Origin of the sequence: Mycobacterium cookii, from assembly GCF_010727945.1 — a bacterium.
In the GTDB taxonomy this organism is placed as follows: Bacteria; Actinomycetota; Actinomycetes; order Mycobacteriales; family Mycobacteriaceae; genus Mycobacterium; species Mycobacterium cookii.
The window spans coordinates 5,151,237-5,173,610 of the sequence record NZ_AP022569.1; the positions used below are offsets into that span (position 1 = coordinate 5,151,237).

At 66.2% G+C, this 22,374-nt stretch carries 19 protein-coding genes; 9 read left to right on the plus strand and 10 right to left on the minus strand.

Annotation, left to right across the window (positions count from 1 at the left end; genetic code table 11):
* Positions 1-6: 6 nt before the first annotated feature.
* Both G6N27_RS24215 and G6N27_RS24220 read right to left on the minus strand, forming a co-directional pair.
* Entirely contained in the window at positions 7-1,077 is a 1,071-nt protein-coding gene (locus G6N27_RS24215) for an alanine/ornithine racemase family PLP-dependent enzyme (RefSeq protein ID WP_163780861.1), read from the minus strand.
* Positions 1,074-2,240: a DUF1611 domain-containing protein gene (locus G6N27_RS24220; RefSeq protein ID WP_163780863.1), complete on the minus strand. Its 1,167-nt coding sequence runs from the start codon at positions 2,238-2,240 to the stop codon at positions 1,074-1,076. The genes G6N27_RS24215 and G6N27_RS24220 overlap by 4 nt, the downstream gene beginning before the upstream one ends.
* Before the next feature lie 187 nt (positions 2,241-2,427).
* Between G6N27_RS24220 and G6N27_RS24225 the strand changes: the two genes are divergently transcribed.
* Positions 2,428-3,234 carry a crotonase/enoyl-CoA hydratase family protein gene (locus G6N27_RS24225; protein ID WP_163780865.1) on the plus strand — a complete coding sequence of 269 codons (807 nt, stop codon included), beginning with the start codon at positions 2,428-2,430 and terminating at the stop codon, positions 3,232-3,234.
* 27 nt (positions 3,235-3,261) lie between these two features.
* On the opposite strand, the gene G6N27_RS24230 is transcribed toward G6N27_RS24225, so the two are convergent.
* The gene (locus G6N27_RS24230; protein WP_179963327.1) at positions 3,262-4,710 is read right to left on the minus strand and encodes an aldehyde dehydrogenase family protein; all 1,449 of its coding nucleotides are present in this window, start codon (positions 4,708-4,710) and stop codon (positions 3,262-3,264) included.
* Positions 4,711-5,045: 335 nt separating this feature from the next.
* On the opposite strand from G6N27_RS24230, the gene G6N27_RS24235 reads away from it, so the two are divergent.
* Entirely contained in the window at positions 5,046-5,189 is a 144-nt protein-coding gene (locus G6N27_RS24235; RefSeq protein ID WP_163782290.1) for a long chain fatty acid-CoA synthetase Faa4p, read from the plus strand.
* A gap of 40 nt (positions 5,190-5,229) precedes the next feature.
* Here G6N27_RS24235 and G6N27_RS24240 read toward each other — a convergent pair whose 3' ends face one another.
* A complete protein-coding gene (locus G6N27_RS24240; protein WP_232065175.1) occupies positions 5,230-7,665 on the minus strand; it encodes a glycogen/starch/alpha-glucan phosphorylase in 2,436 nt (811 codons plus the stop codon).
* 283 nt (positions 7,666-7,948) lie between these two features.
* On the opposite strand from G6N27_RS24240, the gene G6N27_RS24245 reads away from it, so the two are divergent.
* Entirely contained in the window at positions 7,949-8,416 is a 468-nt protein-coding gene (locus tag G6N27_RS24245; RefSeq protein WP_197746518.1) for a VOC family protein, read from the plus strand.
* On the opposite strand, the gene G6N27_RS24250 is transcribed toward G6N27_RS24245, so the two are convergent.
* Positions 8,413-8,691 carry a GlsB/YeaQ/YmgE family stress response membrane protein gene (locus G6N27_RS24250; protein WP_163780870.1) on the minus strand — a complete coding sequence of 93 codons (279 nt, stop codon included), beginning with the start codon at positions 8,689-8,691 and terminating at the stop codon, positions 8,413-8,415. The two genes, G6N27_RS24245 and G6N27_RS24250, sit on opposite strands and share 4 nt — an antisense overlap.
* A gap of 140 nt (positions 8,692-8,831) precedes the next feature.
* Complete coding sequence (locus tag G6N27_RS24255; protein ID WP_163780872.1) at positions 8,832-9,005, minus strand: CsbD family protein; 174 nt, start codon at positions 9,003-9,005, stop codon at positions 8,832-8,834.
* A gap of 94 nt (positions 9,006-9,099) precedes the next feature.
* On the opposite strand from G6N27_RS24255, the gene G6N27_RS24260 reads away from it, so the two are divergent.
* On the plus strand, positions 9,100-10,029 hold the full coding sequence (locus G6N27_RS24260; RefSeq protein ID WP_163780874.1) for a D-2-hydroxyacid dehydrogenase family protein: 930 nt from the start codon (positions 9,100-9,102) through the stop codon (positions 10,027-10,029).
* A 56-nt stretch (positions 10,030-10,085) separates the two neighbouring features.
* On the opposite strand, the gene G6N27_RS24265 is transcribed toward G6N27_RS24260, so the two are convergent.
* Both G6N27_RS24265 and G6N27_RS24270 read right to left on the minus strand, forming a co-directional pair.
* Positions 10,086-12,359: a carbon starvation CstA family protein gene (locus G6N27_RS24265; protein ID WP_163780876.1), complete on the minus strand. Its 2,274-nt coding sequence runs from the start codon at positions 12,357-12,359 to the stop codon at positions 10,086-10,088.
* 16 nt (positions 12,360-12,375) lie between these two features.
* Positions 12,376-13,911 (minus strand): ATP-dependent DNA ligase, encoded by a 1,536-nt coding sequence (locus G6N27_RS24270; protein ID WP_163780878.1) that lies wholly within the window; start codon positions 13,909-13,911, stop codon positions 12,376-12,378.
* 96 nt (positions 13,912-14,007) lie between these two features.
* On the opposite strand from G6N27_RS24270, the gene G6N27_RS24275 reads away from it, so the two are divergent.
* Together G6N27_RS24275 and G6N27_RS24280 are read left to right on the plus strand one after the other, a co-directional pair.
* A complete protein-coding gene (locus G6N27_RS24275) occupies positions 14,008-14,766 on the plus strand; it encodes an SDR family NAD(P)-dependent oxidoreductase (RefSeq protein ID WP_163780880.1) in 759 nt (252 codons plus the stop codon).
* 160 nt (positions 14,767-14,926) lie between these two features.
* On the plus strand, positions 14,927-17,092 hold the full coding sequence (locus tag G6N27_RS24280) for an acyl-CoA dehydrogenase (RefSeq protein WP_163780882.1): 2,166 nt from the start codon (positions 14,927-14,929) through the stop codon (positions 17,090-17,092).
* On the opposite strand, the gene G6N27_RS24285 is transcribed toward G6N27_RS24280, so the two are convergent.
* Positions 17,089-17,442 (minus strand): Zn-ribbon domain-containing OB-fold protein, encoded by a 354-nt coding sequence (locus tag G6N27_RS24285; protein ID WP_372512950.1) that lies wholly within the window; start codon positions 17,440-17,442, stop codon positions 17,089-17,091. The two genes, G6N27_RS24280 and G6N27_RS24285, sit on opposite strands and share 4 nt — an antisense overlap.
* A 60-nt stretch (positions 17,443-17,502) precedes the next feature.
* Here G6N27_RS24285 and G6N27_RS24290 point away from each other — a divergent pair, with 60 nt between their 5' ends.
* The 3 genes from G6N27_RS24290 to G6N27_RS24300 all read left to right on the plus strand — a co-directional run bounded on the left by G6N27_RS24290 (position 17,503) and on the right by G6N27_RS24300 (position 20,792).
* Positions 17,503-18,696: a thiolase family protein gene (locus G6N27_RS24290; RefSeq protein ID WP_163780886.1), complete on the plus strand. Its 1,194-nt coding sequence runs from the start codon at positions 17,503-17,505 to the stop codon at positions 18,694-18,696.
* 22 nt (positions 18,697-18,718) lie between these two features.
* Positions 18,719-20,146 carry a FadR/GntR family transcriptional regulator gene (locus G6N27_RS24295; RefSeq protein WP_163780887.1) on the plus strand — a complete coding sequence of 476 codons (1,428 nt, stop codon included), beginning with the start codon at positions 18,719-18,721 and terminating at the stop codon, positions 20,144-20,146.
* Between the two features lie 172 nt (positions 20,147-20,318).
* Positions 20,319-20,792: a 2-isopropylmalate synthase gene (locus G6N27_RS24300; RefSeq protein WP_163780890.1), complete on the plus strand. Its 474-nt coding sequence runs from the start codon at positions 20,319-20,321 to the stop codon at positions 20,790-20,792.
* Here the strand turns inward: G6N27_RS24300 and G6N27_RS24305 are convergent.
* Positions 20,789-22,273, minus strand: a complete 1,485-nt coding sequence (locus G6N27_RS24305) for a cytochrome P450 (RefSeq protein WP_163780892.1) — start codon at positions 22,271-22,273, stop codon at positions 20,789-20,791. The genes G6N27_RS24300 and G6N27_RS24305 overlap by 4 nt on opposite strands.
* Positions 22,274-22,374: the final 101 nt, after the last annotated feature.

Consider the following 22,374-nt stretch of genomic DNA (forward strand, 5'->3'; position numbering starts at 1 on the left):
CGGTCGTCATGCGCAATGGCCGCCGTGCTCGACCTTGCTGACGAACGGCGATGTCATCGCCCGTACGAGTGCGCCGTAGCCGACGCCGAAGTCGATCTCGTCGCCCACCACGACGCGGTGATCGCCGAGGTCGACGATCAGGTGATCGCTGCTCATCCCGAGGGTCGTGATCCCCTCGGGTGGGTGCAGGCCGTCCGGATCCACGTCTTGGCGACCGAGCGCCAGGATCGCCTGATGCACGGTTCTGCTGCCGGTACGGGCCGGCGCCTCGCCGAACGCCGCCTGAGCACGGTCTCCCCACGGTTGAGACGGCTTGCGAGAAACCTCGATGACCTCGGCGGTCAGGGTGAAGACGTCGGTGTGCAGGCCGGGAATCGGTGCGCGGTACAGCGGGTCGACGCCGAGAAGGATGGCTTCGCCGAGTCGGAGGTCGTCGATCCGGCCGACGTCGTCGGTGTGCAGAGCCCAGTGCAGGTTCGCCGAGTTGCCGCCTGAGACGACGTCGAGCGAGATCCCGTGCTGTGTCTCGACGTCGTCCGCGAGTTCGGTGAGGATGGCCATATTCCGGTCGTCGGGAATGACACCGTTCTGACAAGCGAGGTTCGCGCCGAGCCCGACGAGCCGGAGGGAGGGGTGACGAAGGACGGTGCGCACGGCCTCCGGGATATCGTCGAGCGCGATGCCCTCGCGTAGGTCACCCAATTCGACCATGAGCACGACGGCGTGCATCCGATTCTGTTCCGACGCAGCCTGATTGAGCGCCGACAGGACGACGGCCTCGGTATTCAGACTGACATCGGCGACGTCGATTACCTGTGCCACTTGGCTGAGCATCGGTGAGCGGATCAACGAGCGTCGCGGTGGTCGGTCCAGTGCGGCCAGCCGAGCGAGGTTCGGCAGCCGGGAATCACCGAGGCCGCGGGCGCCGCCGCGCAGCATCGCCGCGCCGACTCCCGGCGAGCCCATCACCGCCTTGGTGACCCCGGTGACCCGGATGCCGGTCACGGCGAGCCGATCAACCAGAATCCGCGTGTTCTGCTCGACCTTGTCGAGATCGGTCTCGATCCGAAGGGTCACTCCGGAACGGTCATGCCGGCCACCGCCGCGAGCGCGGGGAAGGCCGTCAGCACCATGTCGACCAGGTCTGACGAAGGGCACGTCAGTGGGTCGGTGGCAGGGAGACCGAGCTGCGAATGATGTTCGGAGATAGCAATATTCAGCTCGTCTTCGGTCATCTCTTCGTGGTTGATCGTGACACCGATGACGCGGGTGTCGGCGAACGCCTCGATCAACGCGATCTCGCTGGCCGCGGTCGGCATCGGCACCATCGGGAAGTCGCCGAGGACCTTGCGCTTCGGTGCGTGCTGCACGATCACGCCGGCCGGGCGGCTGCCGCGCAGGATGTGAGCCGACGTGATGTAAGCGGGATGGCTGAGCGCGCCTTGGCCCTCGACCACGATCACGTCAGGGCTCTCACCTTCGAACGCGGCGACGACCTGATGCTCGACCTCGCCGGAGCAGAACTGGGGGACCAGGGCATCCAGCGCGACGCCGTACTTACCGCCCTGGATCAAGGTGGTCTGACCGGTGCCGACCATGACCGCCTTGATGCCGCGCGCGTTCAGGGCCTGGACCAGCAAGGTGGCGGTGGTGCGTTTCCCGATCGCCCCGTCCGTACCCAGGATCGCGATCCTGGGACAGGTGACGTCGAAGATCCGCCCGGAGAACAGGTGCAGGTCGCGCTTGGCCTTCGGTCGGCGTACGTCGGTGATGGTGACGCCGGCGATCACGGCTGCCGCTGCGAATTCGGCGTCGTCGTTGAGGAACTCGTGCAGGCCGTTGATGATGTGCATCCCGCGGGCGATGCCGTCGAGCAGCACGACCCGCTGCTCGTTCGACAGCAGGCCGTCGGCCGGCGCCAGCCCACAGATCAGATAGTCCGGTAAACGACCGGCGTGTGAGATGGATTCGGCGAGTGACGCCAGCACCGGGATGCCGTTCGCGGTACCGTCGAGGAATTTCCCGGCGTCGACCCCGGCGTGGAGGCTGTCGATGACGCTGAGGATGTCGTATTTCTCCGAGTGCCGGACCAGGCCATTGGCGGTCTTGCCGTCCTGCTCGCCGAACTGGCCCTCGCAGTAGACGACCGCGGTGGAACCAGTGGGCAGCGCGAAGAGTGCTGCCGGATCGCTTTGTTCGGACGCGTGGAGAAAAGGGGTACCGCTGGCGAGCGAGGTCATAAGGTCCTCTGAGAAGGCTCAGAGAAGGCGACGGGATCGTGGCGGGGCGATGAGCCCGACGTCAGCAAGTGATCTGCCCTGAGGGCCGGCAAGATTACCGGCTTGTTAACTGTACCCGATCGGCCGCGACGGCCCTGCGATCGCGCAGCCGGCGTCTCCGCGGCTGCGCCGGGGTAAGTTCCCACGCGTGAGCGAAGACAGAGTTCGTGTGCAGCTTGGGCCCAACGGCGTGGCGACGGTGACGATGGTGCGCGCCGACAAACACAACGCGCTCGACCAAGCCATGTTCGAAGCCTTGGCGAACGCCGCAGAGCAGTTGGCAGGGAACACGTCGGTTCGCGCAGTCGTGCTGCACGGCGAGGGCAAAAGCTTCTGCTCGGGCCTCGACGTTGCCAGTTTCATGTCCGGGCAGGGTGGTACCGGGGTGTTGCTGGAGCGCGACGGCGACCGGCTGGCCAACTTCGCTCAGCGGGTGGCCTACGACTGGTCGTTGGTGCCGGCGCCGGTCATCGCCGCGATTCACGGGAATTGCTTCGGCGGCGGCCTGCAGATCGCGCTGGGCACCGACATCCGGATCGCCGCGCCCGACGCGAAGCTGTCCATCATGGAGATCAAATGGGGCCTCGTTCCCGACATGGGCATCACGCAGACGCTGCCGCGATTGATACCCATCGACGTCGCGAAGGAGCTGACGTTCAGCGGCCGCATCGTCTCTGGGAGCGACGCTTTGGCGATCGGGCTGGTCACGCGAACCAGTGCCGATCCGCTGGCCTCGGCGCTTGAGCTCGCCGGCGAGATCGCGCAGAAATCTCCTGATGCCGTCCGGGCCGCCAAACGCCTCTACGACGAGACATGGGTCAGCGACGACGCCGCGGCCGCCCTGAAACGTGAGTCCGAGTTGCAGAGCGGGCTGATCGGCAAACCCAATCAGATCGCCGCGGTGATCGCTGGAATGTCGAAGGAGCAGCCGGTCTTCGTAGACCCAGAGCGGTGATGCGACGGCCGCGTTTCGGCCGGCCGATCAGAGGCTGACGTAGACCGCCTTGGTGTTGAAGTAGGCCTCGATACCCTTCTTGCCACGCTCGCCGCCCCACCCGGATTGCTTGTGGCCGCAGATCGGCATCGACGGGTCTGCGCCGAGGGCGCAGTTCACCCAGACCTGGCCGGCGCGAAGCTCATTGGCGACACGGTGCGCCCGGCCGACGTTCTCGGTCCAGATGGCCCCGGCCAGACCGTATTCCGTGTCGTTGGCGGCGGCGAGCACCTCGTCCTCGTCGTCGAACGGAATGATGCAGCCGACTGGGCCGAAGATCTCCTCGCGGATCAGCCGCATGTCCGGCTGGGTGTTGGTGATGATCGTCGCCTCGTAGAAGAAGCCGCGGCGGTCCATCCGCTGGCCGCCGGTGATGATCTCGGCGCCGCGTGAAACACCCTCGGCGACAATGCCTTCCACGCGCTGGCGCTGCTTCTCGCTGATCAGCGGCCCGAGCACGGAGTCGGGGTCTTCGCTGCCGCCCATCGGCAACATCTTGGCGAAGGCCGCAATGCCTTCCACGACCTGGTCGTAGATACCGCGCTGCACATAGATGCGTGAGGTGCACGAACAGTTCTGCCCCGAGCCCGCGAGCAGGCCCAGACTCGCGTTCATGATCGCCTTGTCGAGGTTGGCGTCGTCGAACATGATCAGCGGTGACTTGCCGCCGAGCTCGAGCGTCAGGCGCTTGAGGTTGCCCGCGGCGGCCTTGACGATCAGCCGGCCGACCTCCGTCGACCCGGTGAACGCGATCTTGTCGACGTCGGGATGCGCGGCCAGCGCGGCACCCGCGGTCTCGCCGTAGCCGGTGATCACGTTGAAGACGCCGTCGGGCAGACCCGCCTCGCGGAAGATCTCCTCGAGTTTCAGCGCGGTCAGCGGCGTCTCCTCGGCGGGCTTGAGGACACAGCTGCAGCCGGCCGCCAGCGCCGGCGCGGCCTTGAGCATCGCGACGAAGAACGGCCCGTTCCACGGAATGATCAGGCCGGCGACGCCGACCGGCTCGAGCTGAGTGAAGTTGTGGAAGCTTTCGTAGTGACCGAGCAGCCCGTCGGATACGACGTTGCTCGACTCGCCGTGGATCTTGCCGACCCAGCCCGCGTAGTACAGCAGCATCTCGTTGGCGACCTTGATGATCTGCTGCGCGGCGACCGCGTTCATGCCGTTGTCTTTGGACTCCAGCCCGGCGAGCTCGTCAGTGCGTTGCTTGACGATCTCCGCGGCCCGGAAGAGCACCTCGGCGCGACGCGCGGCGGGCAGTTTGCGCCACACGCCAGACTCGAACGTCTCACGGGCGCGGGCCACTGCCGCGTCGACGGCCGCCTGGTCGGCGTCGGGGACTTCGGCGATCTGCTCCTCGGTGGACGGGTTGAACACGGGAATCAACCCTGAGCTGCTGTTTTCCACCCCAGGGTCGGTGGCGATGGCGTTACTCAATGTCGTTCGTCCTTTCGCGGGGTCGCCGTCACTCTACTTTCGCAGAGACGAAGTCACTCTACTGACAACGCCGGCCCCCGACGCACGGAATGGTGAACAAGGAAAGACACGAAGCTGACGAATCCGCTGGATTAGGTTTTTGACCTTGATGCGGATTACGCTTGTCCGCGGTCCTTTCTCGACTCAGGAAAGCTCTCATGCCAATTCAGCAGCCCACTCTTCGGCGCCCACAGTCTTTCGGCAGCACCCGTACCCGACGTGTTGCCCCGCGGGTGACAGGCCCGACCGTCGGTCAGTGCTTTGACATCGAGGTCATCCGCGACACCGACGGATGGATGGTCCGGATTCCCGAGATCGGCGCGTCTGCTCGCGCAAGCCGACGGGCCGCCATCGAACTGGTCGCCCGCGAATGCATCGCCGAGCAGACCGGTATCCCGATCGGCTACGTGGTCGTGTTCGTCGCCCGCGAGATCGTCTGAGACCGGACGGCTTTTCGCCGCTGAGACGGTCGCCTGCCGCTTAGACGGTCACTTTCAGCGGCCAGACCTGCCAGATGTCGTCGCAGTACTCGGCGATGGCCCGGTCCGACGAGAACTTGCCGCTGCGTGCGGTGTTCAGGATCGACATCTTCGTCCACGACTCGCCGTCCAGCCACGCGGCACTCACCCGGTCCTGGCAGTCGACGTAGGACGCGTAGTCCGCGCAGACCAGGAATGGGTCGTCATAGCACAGGTTGTCCACCAGCGGCATGAACACGTCGGTGTCACCGTGCGAGAACGTGCCTCGGGCAATGAGATCCAGCACGGCGCTGAGTTCCTTGTTGCCGTCGACATAGTCGGACGGGCAGTACCCCTGCGCCTTCACCGCCTGGACCTCGTCCTCGGTGAGACCGAACAGGAAGAAGTTCTCGCCGCCGACCTCGTCGCGCATCTCGACATTCGCCCCGTCCAGGGTGCCGATGGTGAGCGCCCCGTTGATCATGAACTTCATGTTCCCGGTGCCCGATGCCTCCTTGCCGGCGGTGGAGATCTGCTCGGACAGGTTGGCGGCGGGGTAAACCAGGTGTGCGTTCTTGACGTTGAAGTTCGGCACGAACGCCACCTTGATGAACTTGTTGACGTCCGGGTCCGCGTTGACCGTCTCGGCCACCGAGTTGATCAGCTTGATGATCCGCTTGGCCATGAAGTAGCCGGGCGCGGCCTTCCCGCCGAAGATGAAGGCGCGCGGTGGAATTGATAGTTCCGGGTTCTGCTTGAGCCGGTGGTACAGCGCGATGATGTGCAGGACGTTGAGGTGCTGCCGCTTGTACTCGTGGATACGTTTGACCTGAATGTCGAAGAGCCAGTTCGGGTTCAGCTCGACGCCGGTCGCGGAGAGGACGTATTTCGCCAGCCGGGCCTTGTTGTTGCGTTTGACGTCGCGCCACTGCTGACGGAACGACGCATCCTCGACGAACGGCTCCAGTCCACGGAGGCGGTCCAGATCGGTGAGCCAGCCGTCGCCGACCGTGCGGTCGAGCAGCTCCCGCAGCCCGGGGTTGGCCAATGCGAGGAAGCGGCGCGGTGTCACGCCGTTGGTCTTGTTGCTGAACCGTTCCGGCCACATCTCGTAGAAGTCTTTGAGGACACTGGCTTTCAGCAGATCTGAGTGCAGCGCGGCGACACCGTTGATGGCGTGGCTGCCCACGGTGGCGAGGTGTGCCATCCGGACGTTCTTGTTGCCGTCCTCGCCGATGATGGACATTCGGCGGAGCCGGTCGCCGTCGCCGGGGAACTTCGCCCGGACCTCGTCGAGGAAGCGGTGATTGATCTCGTAGATGATCTCGAGATGGCGGGGGAGCGACTCGGAGAACATCTCCAGCGGCCAGGTCTCCAGTGCCTCGGGCAGCAGGGTGTGGTTGGTGTAACCGAACGTCGCGACGGTGATATCCCACGCCTCGTCCCAGTCCAGGTGGCGCTCGTCGATCAGCAGCCGCAGCAGCTCGGCGACCGCGATCGCCGGGTGAGTGTCGTTGAGCTGCACGGCGAATCGCTCGGGAAGTTCCCGCACGCCCGCGTCGGCAAGGTCATCCATGATGTGCAGGATGTGCTGCAGTGAGCACGATACGAAGAAGTGCTGCTGCAGCAGGCGCAACCTCTTGCCGGCCTCCGGCTCGTCGTTGGGGTAGATCACCTTGGTGACCGTTTCCGAGGTCACCTCGTCCTCGACAGCCTTGTAGTAGTCGCCGGTGTTGAAGGCCTCGAGCGCGAACGACTCGACGGCCCGCGCGCTCCACAGCGTCAGCACGTTGCAGGTGTTGACGCCGTAGCCCTGGACGGGGGTGTCGTAGGCGACGCCCTTCAGCAGTCGCCCGGCCACCCACCGGGACCGCTCGGTGCCGGCCTCGTCGGTGTAGTGCTCGGCGTAGCCGCCCCACTTGACCAGATAGTTGACGTCGGGCTTGGCGATCTCCCAGGGATTTCCGTTGACCAGCCAGTTGTCGGTCTTCTCGACCTGCCAGCCGTCCTGGATCTGCTGGTTGAAGATGCCGAATTCGTAGCGGATGCCGTAGCCGATGGCCGGCCGCTCGAGGGTGGCCAACGAGTCCAGGTAGCAGGCGGCGAGCCGGCCGAGCCCACCGTTGCCCAAGCCGGGCTCGGGTTCGCACGCCAGGACCTCGTCCAGGTTCTGACCCATCGCGGTCAGGGCGGTCTTGGCCGCCCCCTCCATGCGGAGGTTCAGCAGGTTGTTGCCGAGCTGCGGGCCCATCAAGAATTCGGCCGACAGATAGCAGGTGACTTTGCGACCGAGATCCAGCGAAGTCTGCGTCGACGCCACGCGGCGGTCCTGCATGCGGTCGCGCACGGCCAGCGCTAGCGCTCGGTAGTAGTGCTCGGGGCGCAGCGCCGCCGCCGGTCGGCCGATCGAGTACCGCAGGTGATCGGCGATTGCCCGCTGCAGCGCCGCCGCACCCATTCCGGTGCGGGAGTGCTCGGTCAGGTCAGCGGGCCTCGGGCTGGCAGACAGTCCGTCAGCGGGCGTCTGATCGACATCGGTCATCGTGGGTCCTACTCGCTTGAGATGGTGGCCGCTCGGTGCGCAGGCGGTCATTCTGACAGCGGTTTTTGCACGCTGAGCGCAGAAATGAAGTCCGTTAGGTTAACGCGAGCTCACGTCCTCGCGACGACGGGTTGATCGTCAATTGCGGGCATGCTGCAGGCTTGACCTCAACATCGGTTGAGGTTCTACGGTTTCTCGCATGACAATTCGTATGCCAGCGCCCGTTGGCTGGCCAGATGGGCTCACCGCGATCGGCGCAATCCGATTTGCCCGTCGCTCAGCGCATTTCGAGTCAACCGTTCGGTTCTATCGCGACCTGGTCGGCTTGCCGGTCTGCGCGACATTCGCCGAAAGCTACGGCAGTACGGGAGCGATTTTCGGTATGCCCGGATCGGCGCTGACCTTCGAGATCGTCGAGGCCACCGAGTCGGTTGCCGTCGACAGCCATGAGCAGCTGTGCCTGTACTTTCCCGACACGGCGGCACAGCAGCAAGCGACGGCGCGACTTGCCGCGGCGGGCATGGAACCCGTTGAATCCCACCCGTATTGGGCGGCGACCGGGGCGGTCACCTACCGCGACCCCGACGGCCGGGAAGTCGTATTCGCGCCGTTCGTGTTTGCGGTCAACGAACCACCGGAAGGCAGTGCCTCAGGTCGGCATGCTTAACGGATGGCACGACGGCGCCGGCCGGTGATTCCGACGTAGGCCGAGATCAACACCATCGCCACGATGATGCCGACCAGGAAAGCCGTGAGCCTGAACCCGCCGTTCTCGGCGGGATACGCCAACTTGTAGGTCACCCACGACCCGACGAACGAGCCGATCGCGCCGAGCAGGATCGTCATGATGACGCCGATGCTTTGTTTACCCGGGAGAATGATTCGCGCGAGAGCGCCAACGAGCAAGCCCACAAATATTGCGCTGACAACCGTTCCGATCATTGTTCTTCCTCACGCCGTGCGTGCGGGTCGGTTACCCGTTTTCGGTAATCCCACCCTGGATCGGCATTTTTGCCCCGAAACAGCGGAAGACCACCGGGGTCGGGTCCACCGGTGGCCGTCCTTTGTGCTGGTCTAGGTGATTACTTCTTGAAGGCGTCCTTCACGTTCTCAACCGCGTCCTTGACGCTGGCCTTCGCCTGATCGATCTTGCCTTCGGCCTCGGTACTGTGGTCGTCGGTGGCCTTGCCGAACGCTTCCTTGGCCTTACCGGCGACGTCATCGATCTTGTTGCTCACTTTTTCGTGGGCGCCCATGTTCCAACTCCCTCGTCTTAAGGACTTCTCGCTTCGCGACCGGATAACTACCCGCAGCCAAAACCGGTCAAACCTGGTGTGCGAAATTGGCACGATGCAGGTCGCGATCCTCGACGACTACCAGAACGTCGCATTGAGCATGGCCGACTGGTCAAAGGTGGCGGCGCGCGCCGAGATCACCGTCTTCACCGATCACGTCGCCGATCAGGGCGACCTCGTCGAGCGGCTGGCGCCGTTCGACGTCGTGTGCGTGATGCGCGAACGCACCCCGTTGCCGCGAAGCGTTCTCGAGCGGTTGCCACGGCTGAAGCTGATCGCCTCCACGGGGCCGTTCAACGCCGCCATCGACATGACGGCCACCAAGGACCTCGGCATCCACGTCAGCACGACCGGTGGCTTTATCGAGTCGACCGTCGAACTGACCTGGGCGCTGATCCTGGCCGCCGGCCGCCGGATCGTCGACGAGAGCATCTCGGTGCGCTCCGGTGGCTGGCAGACGTCGGTCGGTCGGCAACTGGGCGGTTCGGTTCTCGGTGTGCTGGGTCTGGGCCGGATCGGCGCACGAGTGGCGCGGGTCGGCACGGCGTTCGGCATGGACGTCATCGCGTGGAGCACGAACCTGACCCCCGAAGCCGCCGAACAAGCAGGCGCGACCTATGTGTCCAGAGACGAATTATTCAGCCGCGCAGACGTTTTAACCATCCATCTTGTACTCAGTGAGCGATCCCGCGGTCTGGTCGGTGCCGACGAGTTGGCGCTCATGAAACCAACGGCATTGCTAGTCAACACATCTCGCGGCCCGATCGTCGACGAGTCGGCTCTCGTCGACGCTTTGCGATCGCAGCGAATCGCCGGAGCCGGGCTCGACGTCTTCGACACCGAGCCGTTGCCGTCCGGGCACCCGCTGCGATCGCTGGACACCGTCGTCGCCACGCCGCACATCGGCTACGTGGCCGACGCCGTCTACCGCACGTTCTACGGTGAGACCGCCGGCAAGATCGCCCGTTGGCTCGAGCAGAGCTGACGCTGCTTTGGTTCGATCGGCAGCCGCCGGCGTGAGGCTATGCGGCGGCTGTGAATTCAGGACGACGACACATTGCCAGGAGATTCCGTGGTTGCTCTTTCCGGTGACGTGAGGTGCAGTGCGTCCCACTGTCGTTGTACTGCTCGTTCTCCCGACGTGGCGACGATGCCCGCGGGCGCAAACCTCGTGGAGGGTACCGGCCCGTCCTCGCTGAGTGGAATGCCGCTACCGCCAATCGTCTTGCATACCACGATGATTGCCGTCACAAACACAATCACCACTACCGCGGCGAACAGGATCGACAGCGTGCCTTGGACGAAGGTGTTCCTGACCACGTCGGCCAGCTGCTGCGGTGTCTTCGCCGACCCGAAAGCCGACTTACCGGCTGCCTGGGCGGCGGCGTACTGAAAGTGTTGCGTCCAGTAGCCTACGCTGGGATCGGACGAGAAGACCTTCTGCCACGACGCGGTCAAGGTGACGGCCAGATCCCAGAGCAGCGGAACCCCCGGAATCCACGCCCACGCCAGATAACCCTTCTTGATCACGACGACGGTCACGACGGTCAGGGCGATCGCGGCCAGTAACTGGTTGGCGATACCGAACAGCGGGAACAGCGTGTTGATGCCGCCCAGCGGATCGGTCACCCCCATCAGCAGAATGCTTCCCCACGCCGCGGCCACCGCCAGGCTGCAGATCCACACGCCGGGAAGCCAACTCGGGTTTCGTAGCTTCGCCAGCGGACCACCGAGGTTGCCCAACGCATCGGACAGCATGAAGCGTGCGACCCGGGTGCCGGCGTCGACGGCGGTCAGGATGAACAGGGCCTCGAACATGATCGCGAAGTGGTACCAGAATGCCTTGAGGCCGGTGCCGCCGAAAACCCGTTGCAGCACTTCGGACATGCCCACCGCCAGCGTCGGCGCGCCACCGGTTCGCGACACGATCGACTTCTCGCCGACGCTGGCGGCGGCCTCACTGAGTTGACGGCCCGTCGCTGGGAGTCCGGACAGGCCAAGATGATTGACGTAGTCGGCAGCGGTTGTCGCGGTGCCGCCGGTGCGGGCGACCGGCGCGTTGAGCGTGAAGTACAAGTGCTGGTCCAGGATTGCGGCGCTGATCAGTGCCATCACCGCGACGAACGACTCGGTCAGCATGCCGCCGTAGCCGATCAGCCGCATCTGGCTTTCCTTCTCCAGCAGTTTCGGCGTTGTGCCAGAGGAGATCAGCGCGTGGAATCCCGACAACGCACCGCACGCGATCGTGATGAACAGAAAGGGGAACAACGACCCGGCGAACACCGGCCCGTCGCCGGCCGCGGCGAAGCGCGAGATGGCCGGCGCATGCATGACCGGGTGTGCGATGCAGATACCGATCGCCAGCAAGGCGATCGCGCCGACCTTCATGAACGTCGAGAGGTAATCGCGCGGCGCGAGCAGCAACCACACCGGCAGCACCGACGCGACGAAGCCGTAGCCGACGATCAGCCACGACACCGTCACTGGAGACAGGTTCAACCACGTTGCACCCCAAGCTGTCTCGCCGACGAAGTTCCCGGAAGCCACGGCGAGCATCAACAAAACGAAACCGATCACCGACACCTCGGCAACCCGCCCCGGCCGGAGGAATCGCAGATAGCAACCCATGAACAACGCGATGGGGATGGTCATTGCGATGGAGAACACTCCCCACGGGCTCTGGGCCAGTGCCCGCACCACCACCAGCGCCAGCACCGCGATGATGATCACCATGATGACGAGGGTCCCGACGAGCGTGGCGCCGCCGCCGAGGGCTCCGAGTTCGTCGCGGGCCATCTGGCCCAGCGACCGGCCCCGTCGTCGAGTGGAGATCCACAGCACCAGGTAGTCCTGCACGGCACCGGCGAACACCGCGCCGACGATGATCCAGATGCTGCATGGCAGATAGCCCATCTGGGTCGCCAGCACCGGACCGACCAGCGGCCCGGCCCCGGCGATCGCGGCGAAATGGTGGCCGAACAACACCCGCCGGTCGGTCGGCACGTAATCGGTGCCGTCGTCGACGATCTCGGCCGGGGTGGCGTGGTCGTCGCGCGGATGGACGATCTTGGCCTCGATCAGCCTTGCGTAGAACCGGTATCCGATGACGTAGGTGCAGATCGCCGCGACGACGAACCACACCGCGTTGACCGTCTCGCCGCGAACGAACGCGATGACCGCCCAGGCCACCGCACCGAGCAGGGCGATGACGGCGAAGGCGACCTTCTGCCCGATGCCGATGGGGGAGCGGTCGATGACGGCAACCGGCGGAAGGTCGGCGTCGGTGTGGATGTACGTCAGGTGCTGCGGTGCCACTGTGCCTCCCTAGCCCTCACCTGCCGTGCAGGGCGCGCACGGTGTCGATGGTGTCGGCCTGGTCGGGGCCCTTGTCGTCGCGGTAGCGCAGCACCCGGGCGAACCGCAGCGCCAGGCCGCCGGGGTAGCGCGAGGAGGTCTGGACCCCGTCGAACGCCACCTCCACGACCTGTTCCGGCCGGACCGTCACCACATAGCCGTCGGTAGCGCCCACGGCCAGTTCCCGGAAACGCTCCGTCTGCCAGTCCAGCATCTTGTCGGTCATCCCTTTGAAAGTTTTACCCAGCATTGTGAATCCGCCGGTGGACGGATCAAGGGCGCCCAGATGAATATTCGACAATTTCCCTTGACGCCGCCCCGATCCCCACTCCACCGCCAGCACCACCAAGTCCAGCGTGTGCACCGGCTTGACCTTGAGCCAGCCGGCCCCGCGGCGGCCGGCCTCATACGGCGCGGTCAGCGACTTGGCCATCACTCCTTCGTGCCCAGCGGCCAGCGTCGCATCCAGAAAGTCGCCTGCGGCAACGGGATCCGCCGTGATCAGCCGGTCGACCCGGTTCCGTGCTGGCACGATGTCGGCGAGAGCCGCCGCGCGTTCGGTGGCCGGCGCGTCGAGCAGGTCGACGCCGTCGCGATGCAGGATGTCGAAGAAGAACACCGACAACGGCTGGGCGGTGCGGGCGGCCGCGACATCAACGGATCGACCGAACCGCGACCCGGTGACCTGGAACGGCTGCGGTCGGCCGTCGGGGCGCAACGCGATCGCCTCGCCGTCGGCGATCAGCTCGCGGACCGGCAACGCCAGCGTCGCCTCGACCACCTCGGGCAGGCGCGCGGTGACGTTGTCGAGGCTTCGGGTGTACACCGTGACCTGATCGCCCGCCCGATGTATCTGCACTCGAGCGCCATCCAGCTTTGCCTCGAAAATGCCTTCGCCGCCGAGCTTTTCCAGCGCTTCGGCTACCCCGGCGGCGGTCTGGGCCAGCATCGGTCCGACCGGTTGACCGACCCGCAGTGCGAACGCGTCGAGTGCGGCCGTGCCGCCCGTCAGGGCCGCGGCCGCGACGGCGGGCAGGTCGCCGCCGAGCATCGCCGCGCGTCGGACCGCAGCGGCGGGTAGCTGCGCGGCCTTGGCGACAGCGTCGGCCATCACACCGATCAGCGCGCCCTGGCGCAGCTCGCCGGTCAGCAGGCGGCGCAGAAACGTCTGCTCGACGTCGGTGGCGGAGGAGAACAATTCGGCGACCAGCTCGGCGCGCCGGGCCTGCGAGCCCTTCCCGGCGACGGCGCCGATGGCCGACAGGGTGGCGTGCACGCCGTCGACGGTCAAGCTCGGTTGCGCGGCCGCGGGCGGCAGCGACCGCAACGCCGCATAGCCGACCCCGATCTGGCGCTGCGGCAATTCACCGGAGAGCCACGCCACGACGATCGCGATCAGGGTGGGATCGGCGTCGGCGTAGCCGAGCAGTTCGGCGATTCGGGCGGTCTTGGCCAGCCGCGACGCCGAGCCGCCCACGTCAACCGAGGTTGTCGCGACGTCGATCAGCTGCACAGCCCACCTTTACACGCCTGGCCGACAACGTCACGCACGGCCGCGATAACGTGCAGCTAACCTGCGGGCACCGCACGGACAAACAGGGAGGTTTGGATGGAGATCAACGGCAAGAAGGTCATTGTCATCGGCGGCGCCTCGGGCATGGGCCGCGCCAGCGCGGAGTTGCTGCACGCCCGCGGCGCCAGCGTCGCAATCTTCGACCGCGAAGGCTCGGACGGCAAGGACGTCGCTGCCGGCATCGGCGGCGACTTCTATCCGGTCGACGTCACCGACTTCGCCGGCACCGAGGAAACCCTGAAAAACGCGGTCGAGAAGCTCGGTGGCCTGCACGTCACCGTCACCACCGCCGGCGGCGGTATCGCCAAGCGGACGATGTCGAAGTCGGGTCCGCACGACCTCGAGTCCTTCCAGTCGGTGATCGATCTCAACCTCATCGCCACCTTCAACATCAGCCGGCTGGCGGCCAGCTACATGAGCCAAAACGAGCCGGAGGACGAGGAGCGGGGCGTCATCATCAACACCGCCTCGATCGCGGCCTTCGAAGGCCAGATCGGCCAGGTCGCCTACACCGCGGCCAAAGCCGGGATCGCCGGCATGTGTCTGACCATGGCGCGCGACCTCGGCTCGCTGGGCATCCGGGTGCTGGCGATTGCGCCCAGCCTGTTCGCGACCGGGCTGACCAAAGGCATTCCCGACGAGTACGCCACCGCGCTGACCAAGGACGCGGCGTTCCCCAAGCGGCTGGGCCGGCCCGAGGAGTACGCGAAGCTGGTCGCGGCCATCGTCGACAACCCGATGCTCAACGGCCAGTGCCTGCGGCTGGACGCCGGGCAGCGCTTCGCCCCCAAGTGACGCGGTAGCCGGCGCGAGTCAGAAGCCACGGTCGTGATCCGAGCCCGATCGCAGCCCTGGCTTCTGTTTCGCGGCCCGGCCGACCACCCGGTTGGGTGGTTGGGGCATTTAAGTACACTCTTTCCCACTGGTCGATGGCGTCCAAGAGGAAGGCCCGTGTATGGGTATCGCACTGACCGATGACCACCGCGAACTCGCTGAGGTCGCACGCGGTTTCCTGACGTCGCAGAAGGCTCGTGCAGCCGCGCGGTCACTGCTCGACGCGCCCGAGGAGGAGCCGTCGGCGTTCTGGCAGGGCATCGTGGAGCTCGGTTGGCTCGGCCTGCACATCGACGAAGAACACGGCGGCTCCGGTTACGGGCTGCCCGAACTCGTGGTCGTCATCGACGAACTCGGCCGCGCGGTGGCGCCGGGCCCGTTCGTGCCGACCGTCATCGCCTCAGCGGTGATCGCCAAAGACGGTAGTGCACAACAGAAGTCGCGGCTGCTCCCGGGATTGGTCGACGGGACGGTCGCCGCGGGCATCGGTCTCGGCGGGCAGGTCACGCTGAGCAATGGGGTCGCCGACGGAGATGCCGGGGTCGTGCTGGGCGCAGGCCTGAGTGGCCTGCTGCTGATCACGGCGGGCGACGACGTGCTGGTGCTGGAACGCGACCGCGACGGCGTATCCGTCGAGGTGCCGGAGAACCTGGACCCGACTCGGCGCTCCGGACGCGTCACGCTGCAGAACGTCAGCGTCGGTGACGGCGAAATCCTGCCGGGGGCACGCGAATCCCTGCTCGCCCGCGCCCGGACGCTACTGGCTGCCGAGGCGGTCGGTGGCTCCGCGGATTGCGTCGACTCCGCCGTCGAATACGCCAAGGTCCGCCAGCAGTTCGGCCGCACCATCGCCACCTTCCAGGCCATCAAGCACCACTGCGCGAACATGCTGGTCGCCACCGAAGCGGCGATCGCCTCGGTGTGGGACGCCTCGCGCGCGGCGTCCGAAGACGAGGAGCAGTTCCGGTTCGCGGCGGCTTGTGCTGCGGCGCTGGCATTTCCGGCGTACGCCCGGAACTCCGAGCTGAACATCCAGGTGCATGGTGGCATCGGCTTCACCTGGGAGCACGACGCCCACCTGCACCTGCGCCGGGCCTTGGTGACGACGGCGTTGTTCGGCGGCGACGCACCGGCCCGGGATCTGTTCGACCGCACCGCCGCGGGCGCTGCCCGGGAGAACAGCCTGGACCTGCCCCCGGAGGCCGAAGAGCTGCGGACCAGAATTCATGCCGACGCCGCCGAGATCGCGGCGCTGGACAAGCAGGCACAGCGGGACAAGCTGATCGAGACCGGGTACGTGATGCCGCACTGGCCCAAGCCGTGGGGCCGGGCCGCCGACGCGGTCGAGCAGTTGGTCATCGAGGAAGAGTTCCGCGCCGCCGGCATCAAGCGACCGGACTACGGGATTACCGGCTGGGTGATCCTGACCCTCATCCAGCACGGAACCGATTGGCAGATCGAACGATTCGTCGAGAAGGCGCTACGCAAAGACGAGATCTGGTGCCAGCTGTTCTCCGAACCCGACGCCGGCTCGGACGCGGCGTCGATCAAGACCAAGGCCACCCGGGTGGACGGCGGCTGGAAGATCAACGGGCAGAAGGTGTGGACCAGCGGGGCGCACTACTGCGCGCGCGGGCTGGCCACCGTGCGCACCGACCCGGAGGCGCGCAAGCACGCAGGCATCACCACGGTGATCGTCGACATGAAGGCTCCCGAGGTAGAGGTGCGGCCGCTGCGGCAGATCACCGGCGGCTCGGACTTCAACGAGGTGTTCTTCAACGACTTGTTCGTGCCCGACGAGGACGTGGTCGGGGAGCCCAACACCGGTTGGACGGTGGCCAGGGCGACGCTGGGCAACGAGCGCGTCAGCATCGGCGGCAGCGGTTCGTTCTACGAAGGTTTGGCCGACCAACTGGTGAAGCTGACCCTGGACCAGCCGGATCGGTTGGCGGGCGGGCGAATTCGCCTCGGCTCATATCTCGCCGAGGAGAACGCCCTGCGATTGCTGAACCTGCGCCGCGTCGCACGCAGCGTCGAGGGAGCGGGCCCCGGTCCAGAGGGCAACGTCACCAAGCTGAAACTGGCAGAGCACATGATCGAGGGTGCGGCGATCATGGCGGCACTGGTGGGGCCCGAGGTCGCACTGCTCGACGGACCCGGCGCGCTGTCGGGGCGCCTGGTGATGGGGGCCCGGGGTATGGCGATCGCCGGCGGCACCTCGGAGGTGACCCGCAATCAGATCGCCGAGCGGATCCTCGGCATGCCGCGCGATCCGCTGATCAACTAGCGGGCGGGTGCGAAGCGCGGGGCGCCGCCGGGGCCAGGCTCCGGCAGTGCCTCGACGCGCATGCCGCACGTCACCGAATCCGGTTCACAGTCAACGATGTTCGCGGCAATGCGCAGCCCGCTCTGCTCGGCGAGTTCGACGAGCGCGATCACGTACGGGGTGGGAATCTCCGGGTTGAACGCGTGATGGTTCACCGTGTAGGTGAAGACCGTGCCCCGGCCGGAGACCGGCCGTGCCACCAATGTGCCGCCGCAGTCCCGGCATTCGGCGGCAGCGGGATGAACCCAACGCCCACATTTGTCGCAGTGCGCAATGCGAAGTTGCGACGTCGTCTCGGTCGACACGGGCAATACAGTACACTCAATTCGCTCGAGTTGGTGAGCGGTGGGTTGGTCTAACGGACGGCGGCAATGAGCTACTTCGAAAAAGACGCGATCATTTCCGGCATCGGAATCTCCCGAATCGGCCGTCGCACCGGCATTCCCGGGCGCGAACTCACCCTGGAAGCGGTGCGGACCGCCATCGAGGACGCCGGCCTGGCCGCTGCCGATATCGACGGCGTCGCCACGCTGGGCGACACCCCCGCCGCCGAAGTCAATGCCGCGCTGCGGATCGAGGCCGCCGACTGCGGGTCGGGATTCGGCACCGGCGGTCTGCTCAACCCAGTGATCTCGGCGTGCCGGGCGGTGTCCGAGGGTCACGCGCGCCACGTGATCATCTACCGGACGATCCAGATGCTGGGCGGCACGGTCCCGGTGAAGCAGGACGAGAGCGCCGAACCTCCACCGCTGGCGCGGATGTTCGACACTCCTGAGGGCGAGACCCCGCCGGCGGTGGGCCCGATGGACGACGTCAACGATCTCGTTGCCGCGCAGGCGTATTCCGCGTCGAACTGGTTGGCGCTGAACTGCCGCCGCCACATGGAGCTGTACGGAACGACCAAAGAGCAGTTGGGTTGGCTGGCGATCAACAGCAGGCGCAACGCCGCGCTCAATCCCCTTGCGGTGTACCGGGAGCCGATGACGATGGACGACTACCTGGGCGCGCGCATGGTGTCGGAGCCGTTCGGGCTGCTGGACTGTGACGTCCCGATCGACGGGTCGATCGCAGTCGTGGTGTCGGCCGCCGACTACGCCAAGGACTGTCCGCACCGGGCGGTGAAAGTCGAGGCGGTCGGCGGCTCCGACGGCGCCGGCGGCTGGTTCCACCGCGCGGACTATCCGAAGATGGCATCAGCGGACGCCGCGGCGCAGATGTGGTCGCGGACGGACCTGACGCCCGCCGATCTTCAGCTGGCCGAGCTGTACGACGGCTTCACCTTCCTGGCCTTCGCCTGGCTGGAAGCGCTGGGCATCTGCGGCGACGGGGAAGCCGGGCCCTTCGTCGAAGGGGCCGAGCGGATCGCGCTGGACGGTGCGCTGCCGCTGAACACCTACGGTGGCCAACTTTCCGCGGGCCGCATGCACGGCTACTGGCTGCTGCACGAGACCTGCCTGCAATTGCGCGGTGAGGCGGGGGAGCGGCAGACACCGCGGCGACCCGAGGTGGCGGTGGCGGCCGTCGGCGGTGGCCCGATCGCCGGATGCATGTTGCTGACATGCTGAATCATTCGGTACGAGAACGTAATTGAGCCTCGCGGCGGCAAACCCGAGGCCGGATAAGCGAGCTTCGCAGATCGCCCGTCGCATCGAGGCCGACGTCATCCGGCGCGGCTGGCCGGTCGGGCAATCACTGGGCTCCGAGCAGGCGCTGCAGCAGCGCTACCGGGTCAGTAGGTCGGTGCTGCGGGAGGCCGTGCGACTCGTCGAGCATCATCAGGTGGCGCGGATGCGGCGCGGTCCGAACGGCGGACTGCTGGTCTGTGAGCCCGACGCCGCACCGGCCACCCACGCGATCATCATCTATCTGGAATACGTGGGCACCACGATCGGCGATCTGCTGGATGCGCGCCTGCTGTTGGAGCCGTTGGCCGCATCGCTTGCCGCGCAACGGATCGACGAGGTGGGCATCGACCGGTTGCGCGCGGTGCTGCGCGCCGAGGAAGGCCATCCGCCCGATCCGGCAAGACCGCACGACGATTTCCACGCGGCGCTGGCCGAGCAGTCGAAAAATCCGGTGCTGCAACTCTTTATCGACATACTCATGCGGTTGACCGTCCGGTACGCCGAGGATTCCCGACTGACCTCCGCGCGCGATGCTCTCGAAGCGATCGACCTGCGTCACCGCGACCATTCGGCGGTGGTGGACGCGGTCACCGCGGGCGACGCGGCACGCGCGATGACACTGAGCGAACGGCACGCAGAGTCGGTGACCGCGTGGCTGCAAGACCACCACCAGCCACGTGCGCGGCACGTGCCCGACCGCGACGCGCCACCCGGCAAGCTCGCCGAGGTGCTGGCCGCCGCCATCCGCGACGACATCGCCAGCAGCGGCTGGCAAGTGGGGGAGGTGTTCGGCACCGAAGTCGCGTTGCTGGAACGCTATCGGGTCAGCCGCTCGGTGCTGCGAGAAGCGGTGCGGCTGTTGGAATATCACGCCGTCGCCACGACGCGGCGCGGACCCGGCGGTGGATTGGTGGTGGCAGAACCCCAGGCGCAGGCCAGCATCGATACCATCGCGCTGTACCTGCAGTACCGAGAGCCCCGCCGCGAAGATCTCAGCATGATCCGCGACGCGATCGAGATCGACAACGTGGCAAAGGTGGTCAGGCGCCACGACACTGCGGAGGTGCGTGCCTTCCTCGATCGGCACCGAGCGCTGATCGAGGAGGCCGGCGACGATCCGCGCAAAGCGGGCGTCGAGGAGTTCCTGTTCCACACCGGGCTGGCGACGCTGGCCGGCAACGCCGTGTTGGAGCTGTTCCTGCGGATCCTCGTCGAGCTGTTCCGCCGGCACTGGGCCAGTACCGACCGGCCGGTCCCCAGCCACGGCGATTTGGTGGATGTGCGGCACGCACACCTGCGCATCATCGAGGCGATCGCGCACGGCGACGACAGCCTGGCCCGTCACCGCGTTCGGCGACACCTGGATGCCGCCGCGTCCTGGTGGCTGTGACCCGCATCAATTAAGTTGCGCGCGTCGCCGCTCGGCGTCTACCCTCGGCGACGTGCAACATCTTCTCGTAGTAGCCAGCACCCGCAGCGGGGTCTGATCCAGACCGACCCCCCGCTGTGGGTCGGAAGCTACTACCCGTCGGTCACTCCCTCAGACCAGAGAAGACCGGCACATGACCATCACCCTCGCCCCACCCGAACCCTCGGCACTGCTCTTCGACGGCGTCCCACTGCCGCGTGGGCTGCGCGAGGATGCCGACGCCATGTCGTGGAGCGCGTTCACCGCGATGTACGCACCGAGTGCCGGACCGCTGCGCCTGGGCCACTGGGAGTGCGCTGACGCAGCCAAAGGGCCGCAGCCACAGACGTTTCGGGCCACGCTGGCGCTGGGCGACCGCATCGCGATCGCGACCGCAACCGCGACCGGCCCGGTGGCCGCGCTGACCGCGATGCTCTACGACCACGGTGTCGCGGTCGAGATGCTGCGGTTCCACCAGTTGCAGTCGGACGGGAAAACGGCGACATTCGTCCAGGGCAGCGACGGTCGTCGCGCCGAGTGGGCGATGGGCTGCTCTGACGACCCCACCCAGTCCGCGCTGTCGGCGATCGTCGCCTGCGCCAACCGGCTGTACGCCGAGGGTCGTTAGAGGCGACGCAGCACGATCGGCATGCCGTCCATCGGGATCGGCATGCCACCGTAGTCCCACCGCGGCTTGTATCCCGGGCGGGGCAACTCGAGGCGGTAGCGGCGCAGCAGCCTGTGCAAAATTGTCTTGATCTCCAGCTGACCGAACGTCATGCCGATGCACTTGTGCGCGCCGCCACCGAACGGCGTAAACGCATAACGGTGCCGTTTGTGTTCGCTGCGCGGCTCGGTGAACCGGTCGGGGTCGAATTTCAGCGGATCGGTCCAGAGCTCGGGCAGGCGATGGTTCATGCCGGGGTACGCGATGACGTTTGTGCCCGCAGGCAAGTAGTAGCCCAGCAACTCGGTGTCGCGGACCGTCCGGCGCATCCCCCATTGCACCGGCGTCACCAGCCGGATCGCCTCGTTGATCACCAAATCGAGCGATTCCAGCTTCTCGAGCGACTCGATGTCCAGCGGACCGTCGCCGAGCCGATCGGATTCGTCGCGGCAGCGTTCCTGCCACTCGGCGTTGGCGGCCAAGTGGTAGGCCATTGTCGTCGCGGTCGATGTCGAGGTGTCATGCGCTGCCATCATGAGGAAGATCATGTGGTTGACGATGTCCTCGTCGGAGAAGCTGTTGCCATCCTCGTCGGCGGTGTGGCACAGCACAGTGAGCAGGTCGCTGCCGTCCTTGCCGCGGCGCTCCTTGACGCGCTCACGGAAGTAGTTCTCCAGCAGCTGACGGGCCTGGAGACCGCGCCACCAGGTGAACGGCGGCACGCTGGTGCGGATGACCGCGTTGCCGGCGCGGGTGGTGATGGTGAAGGCCTTGTTCACCTTGGTTACCAACTCGTGGTCGGTGCCGGGTTCGTGGCCCATGAACACCATCGAGGCGATGTCGAGGGTGAGCTCCTTCATGGCCGGGTAGAGCAGAAAACGCGCGTCGTTGACCACCCAGTCCTCAGCGACCACCTGCGAAACGACCTTGTCCATCTGCTCGACATAGCCGACCAATCGGGAGCGGACGAACGCTTCCTGCATGATCCGCCGATGGAACATGTGCTCCTCGAAATCGAGCAACATCAGGCCGCGGTTGAAGAAGGGCCCGATCACCGGCACCCAGCCCTGCTGCGAGTAGTCCTTATTGCGGTTGGAGTAGATGACCTGGGCTGCATCGGGACCCAGCGCCGCGACGCCCGGTAATACCGGTGAGTCACCGAAGATGACCGGACCCTTGGTTTCGTACAGAAATTGCAAGTACTCCGGTCCTCCCCGCATCATCTCGATGAGGTGGCCGACGACCGGCAGGCCACGATCGCCCATGACCGGTTTGAGTCCGCTGTCCGGCGGTGGGTCCGCGAGCTTCCGCGGGGTCCAGTTCGTGTTCAGCAGCCGACGTTCCACGGCGCCCATGCCGGGAAAGTTGTTGATCGACGGCGTCAGCCGGCGCTTCGCCTGATCGAGCAGGTAGTTCGGGGTGCTGATGGTGGCCTTCGACATGTTCTGACTGTCCTTCTGTCGGGCGTGCGCAGAGGGTGGATCGGCTGTGTGGCGGGCGTCACCTGGTGCCATCCTGAGTCGTGACTTGACGGCTGTCAAGT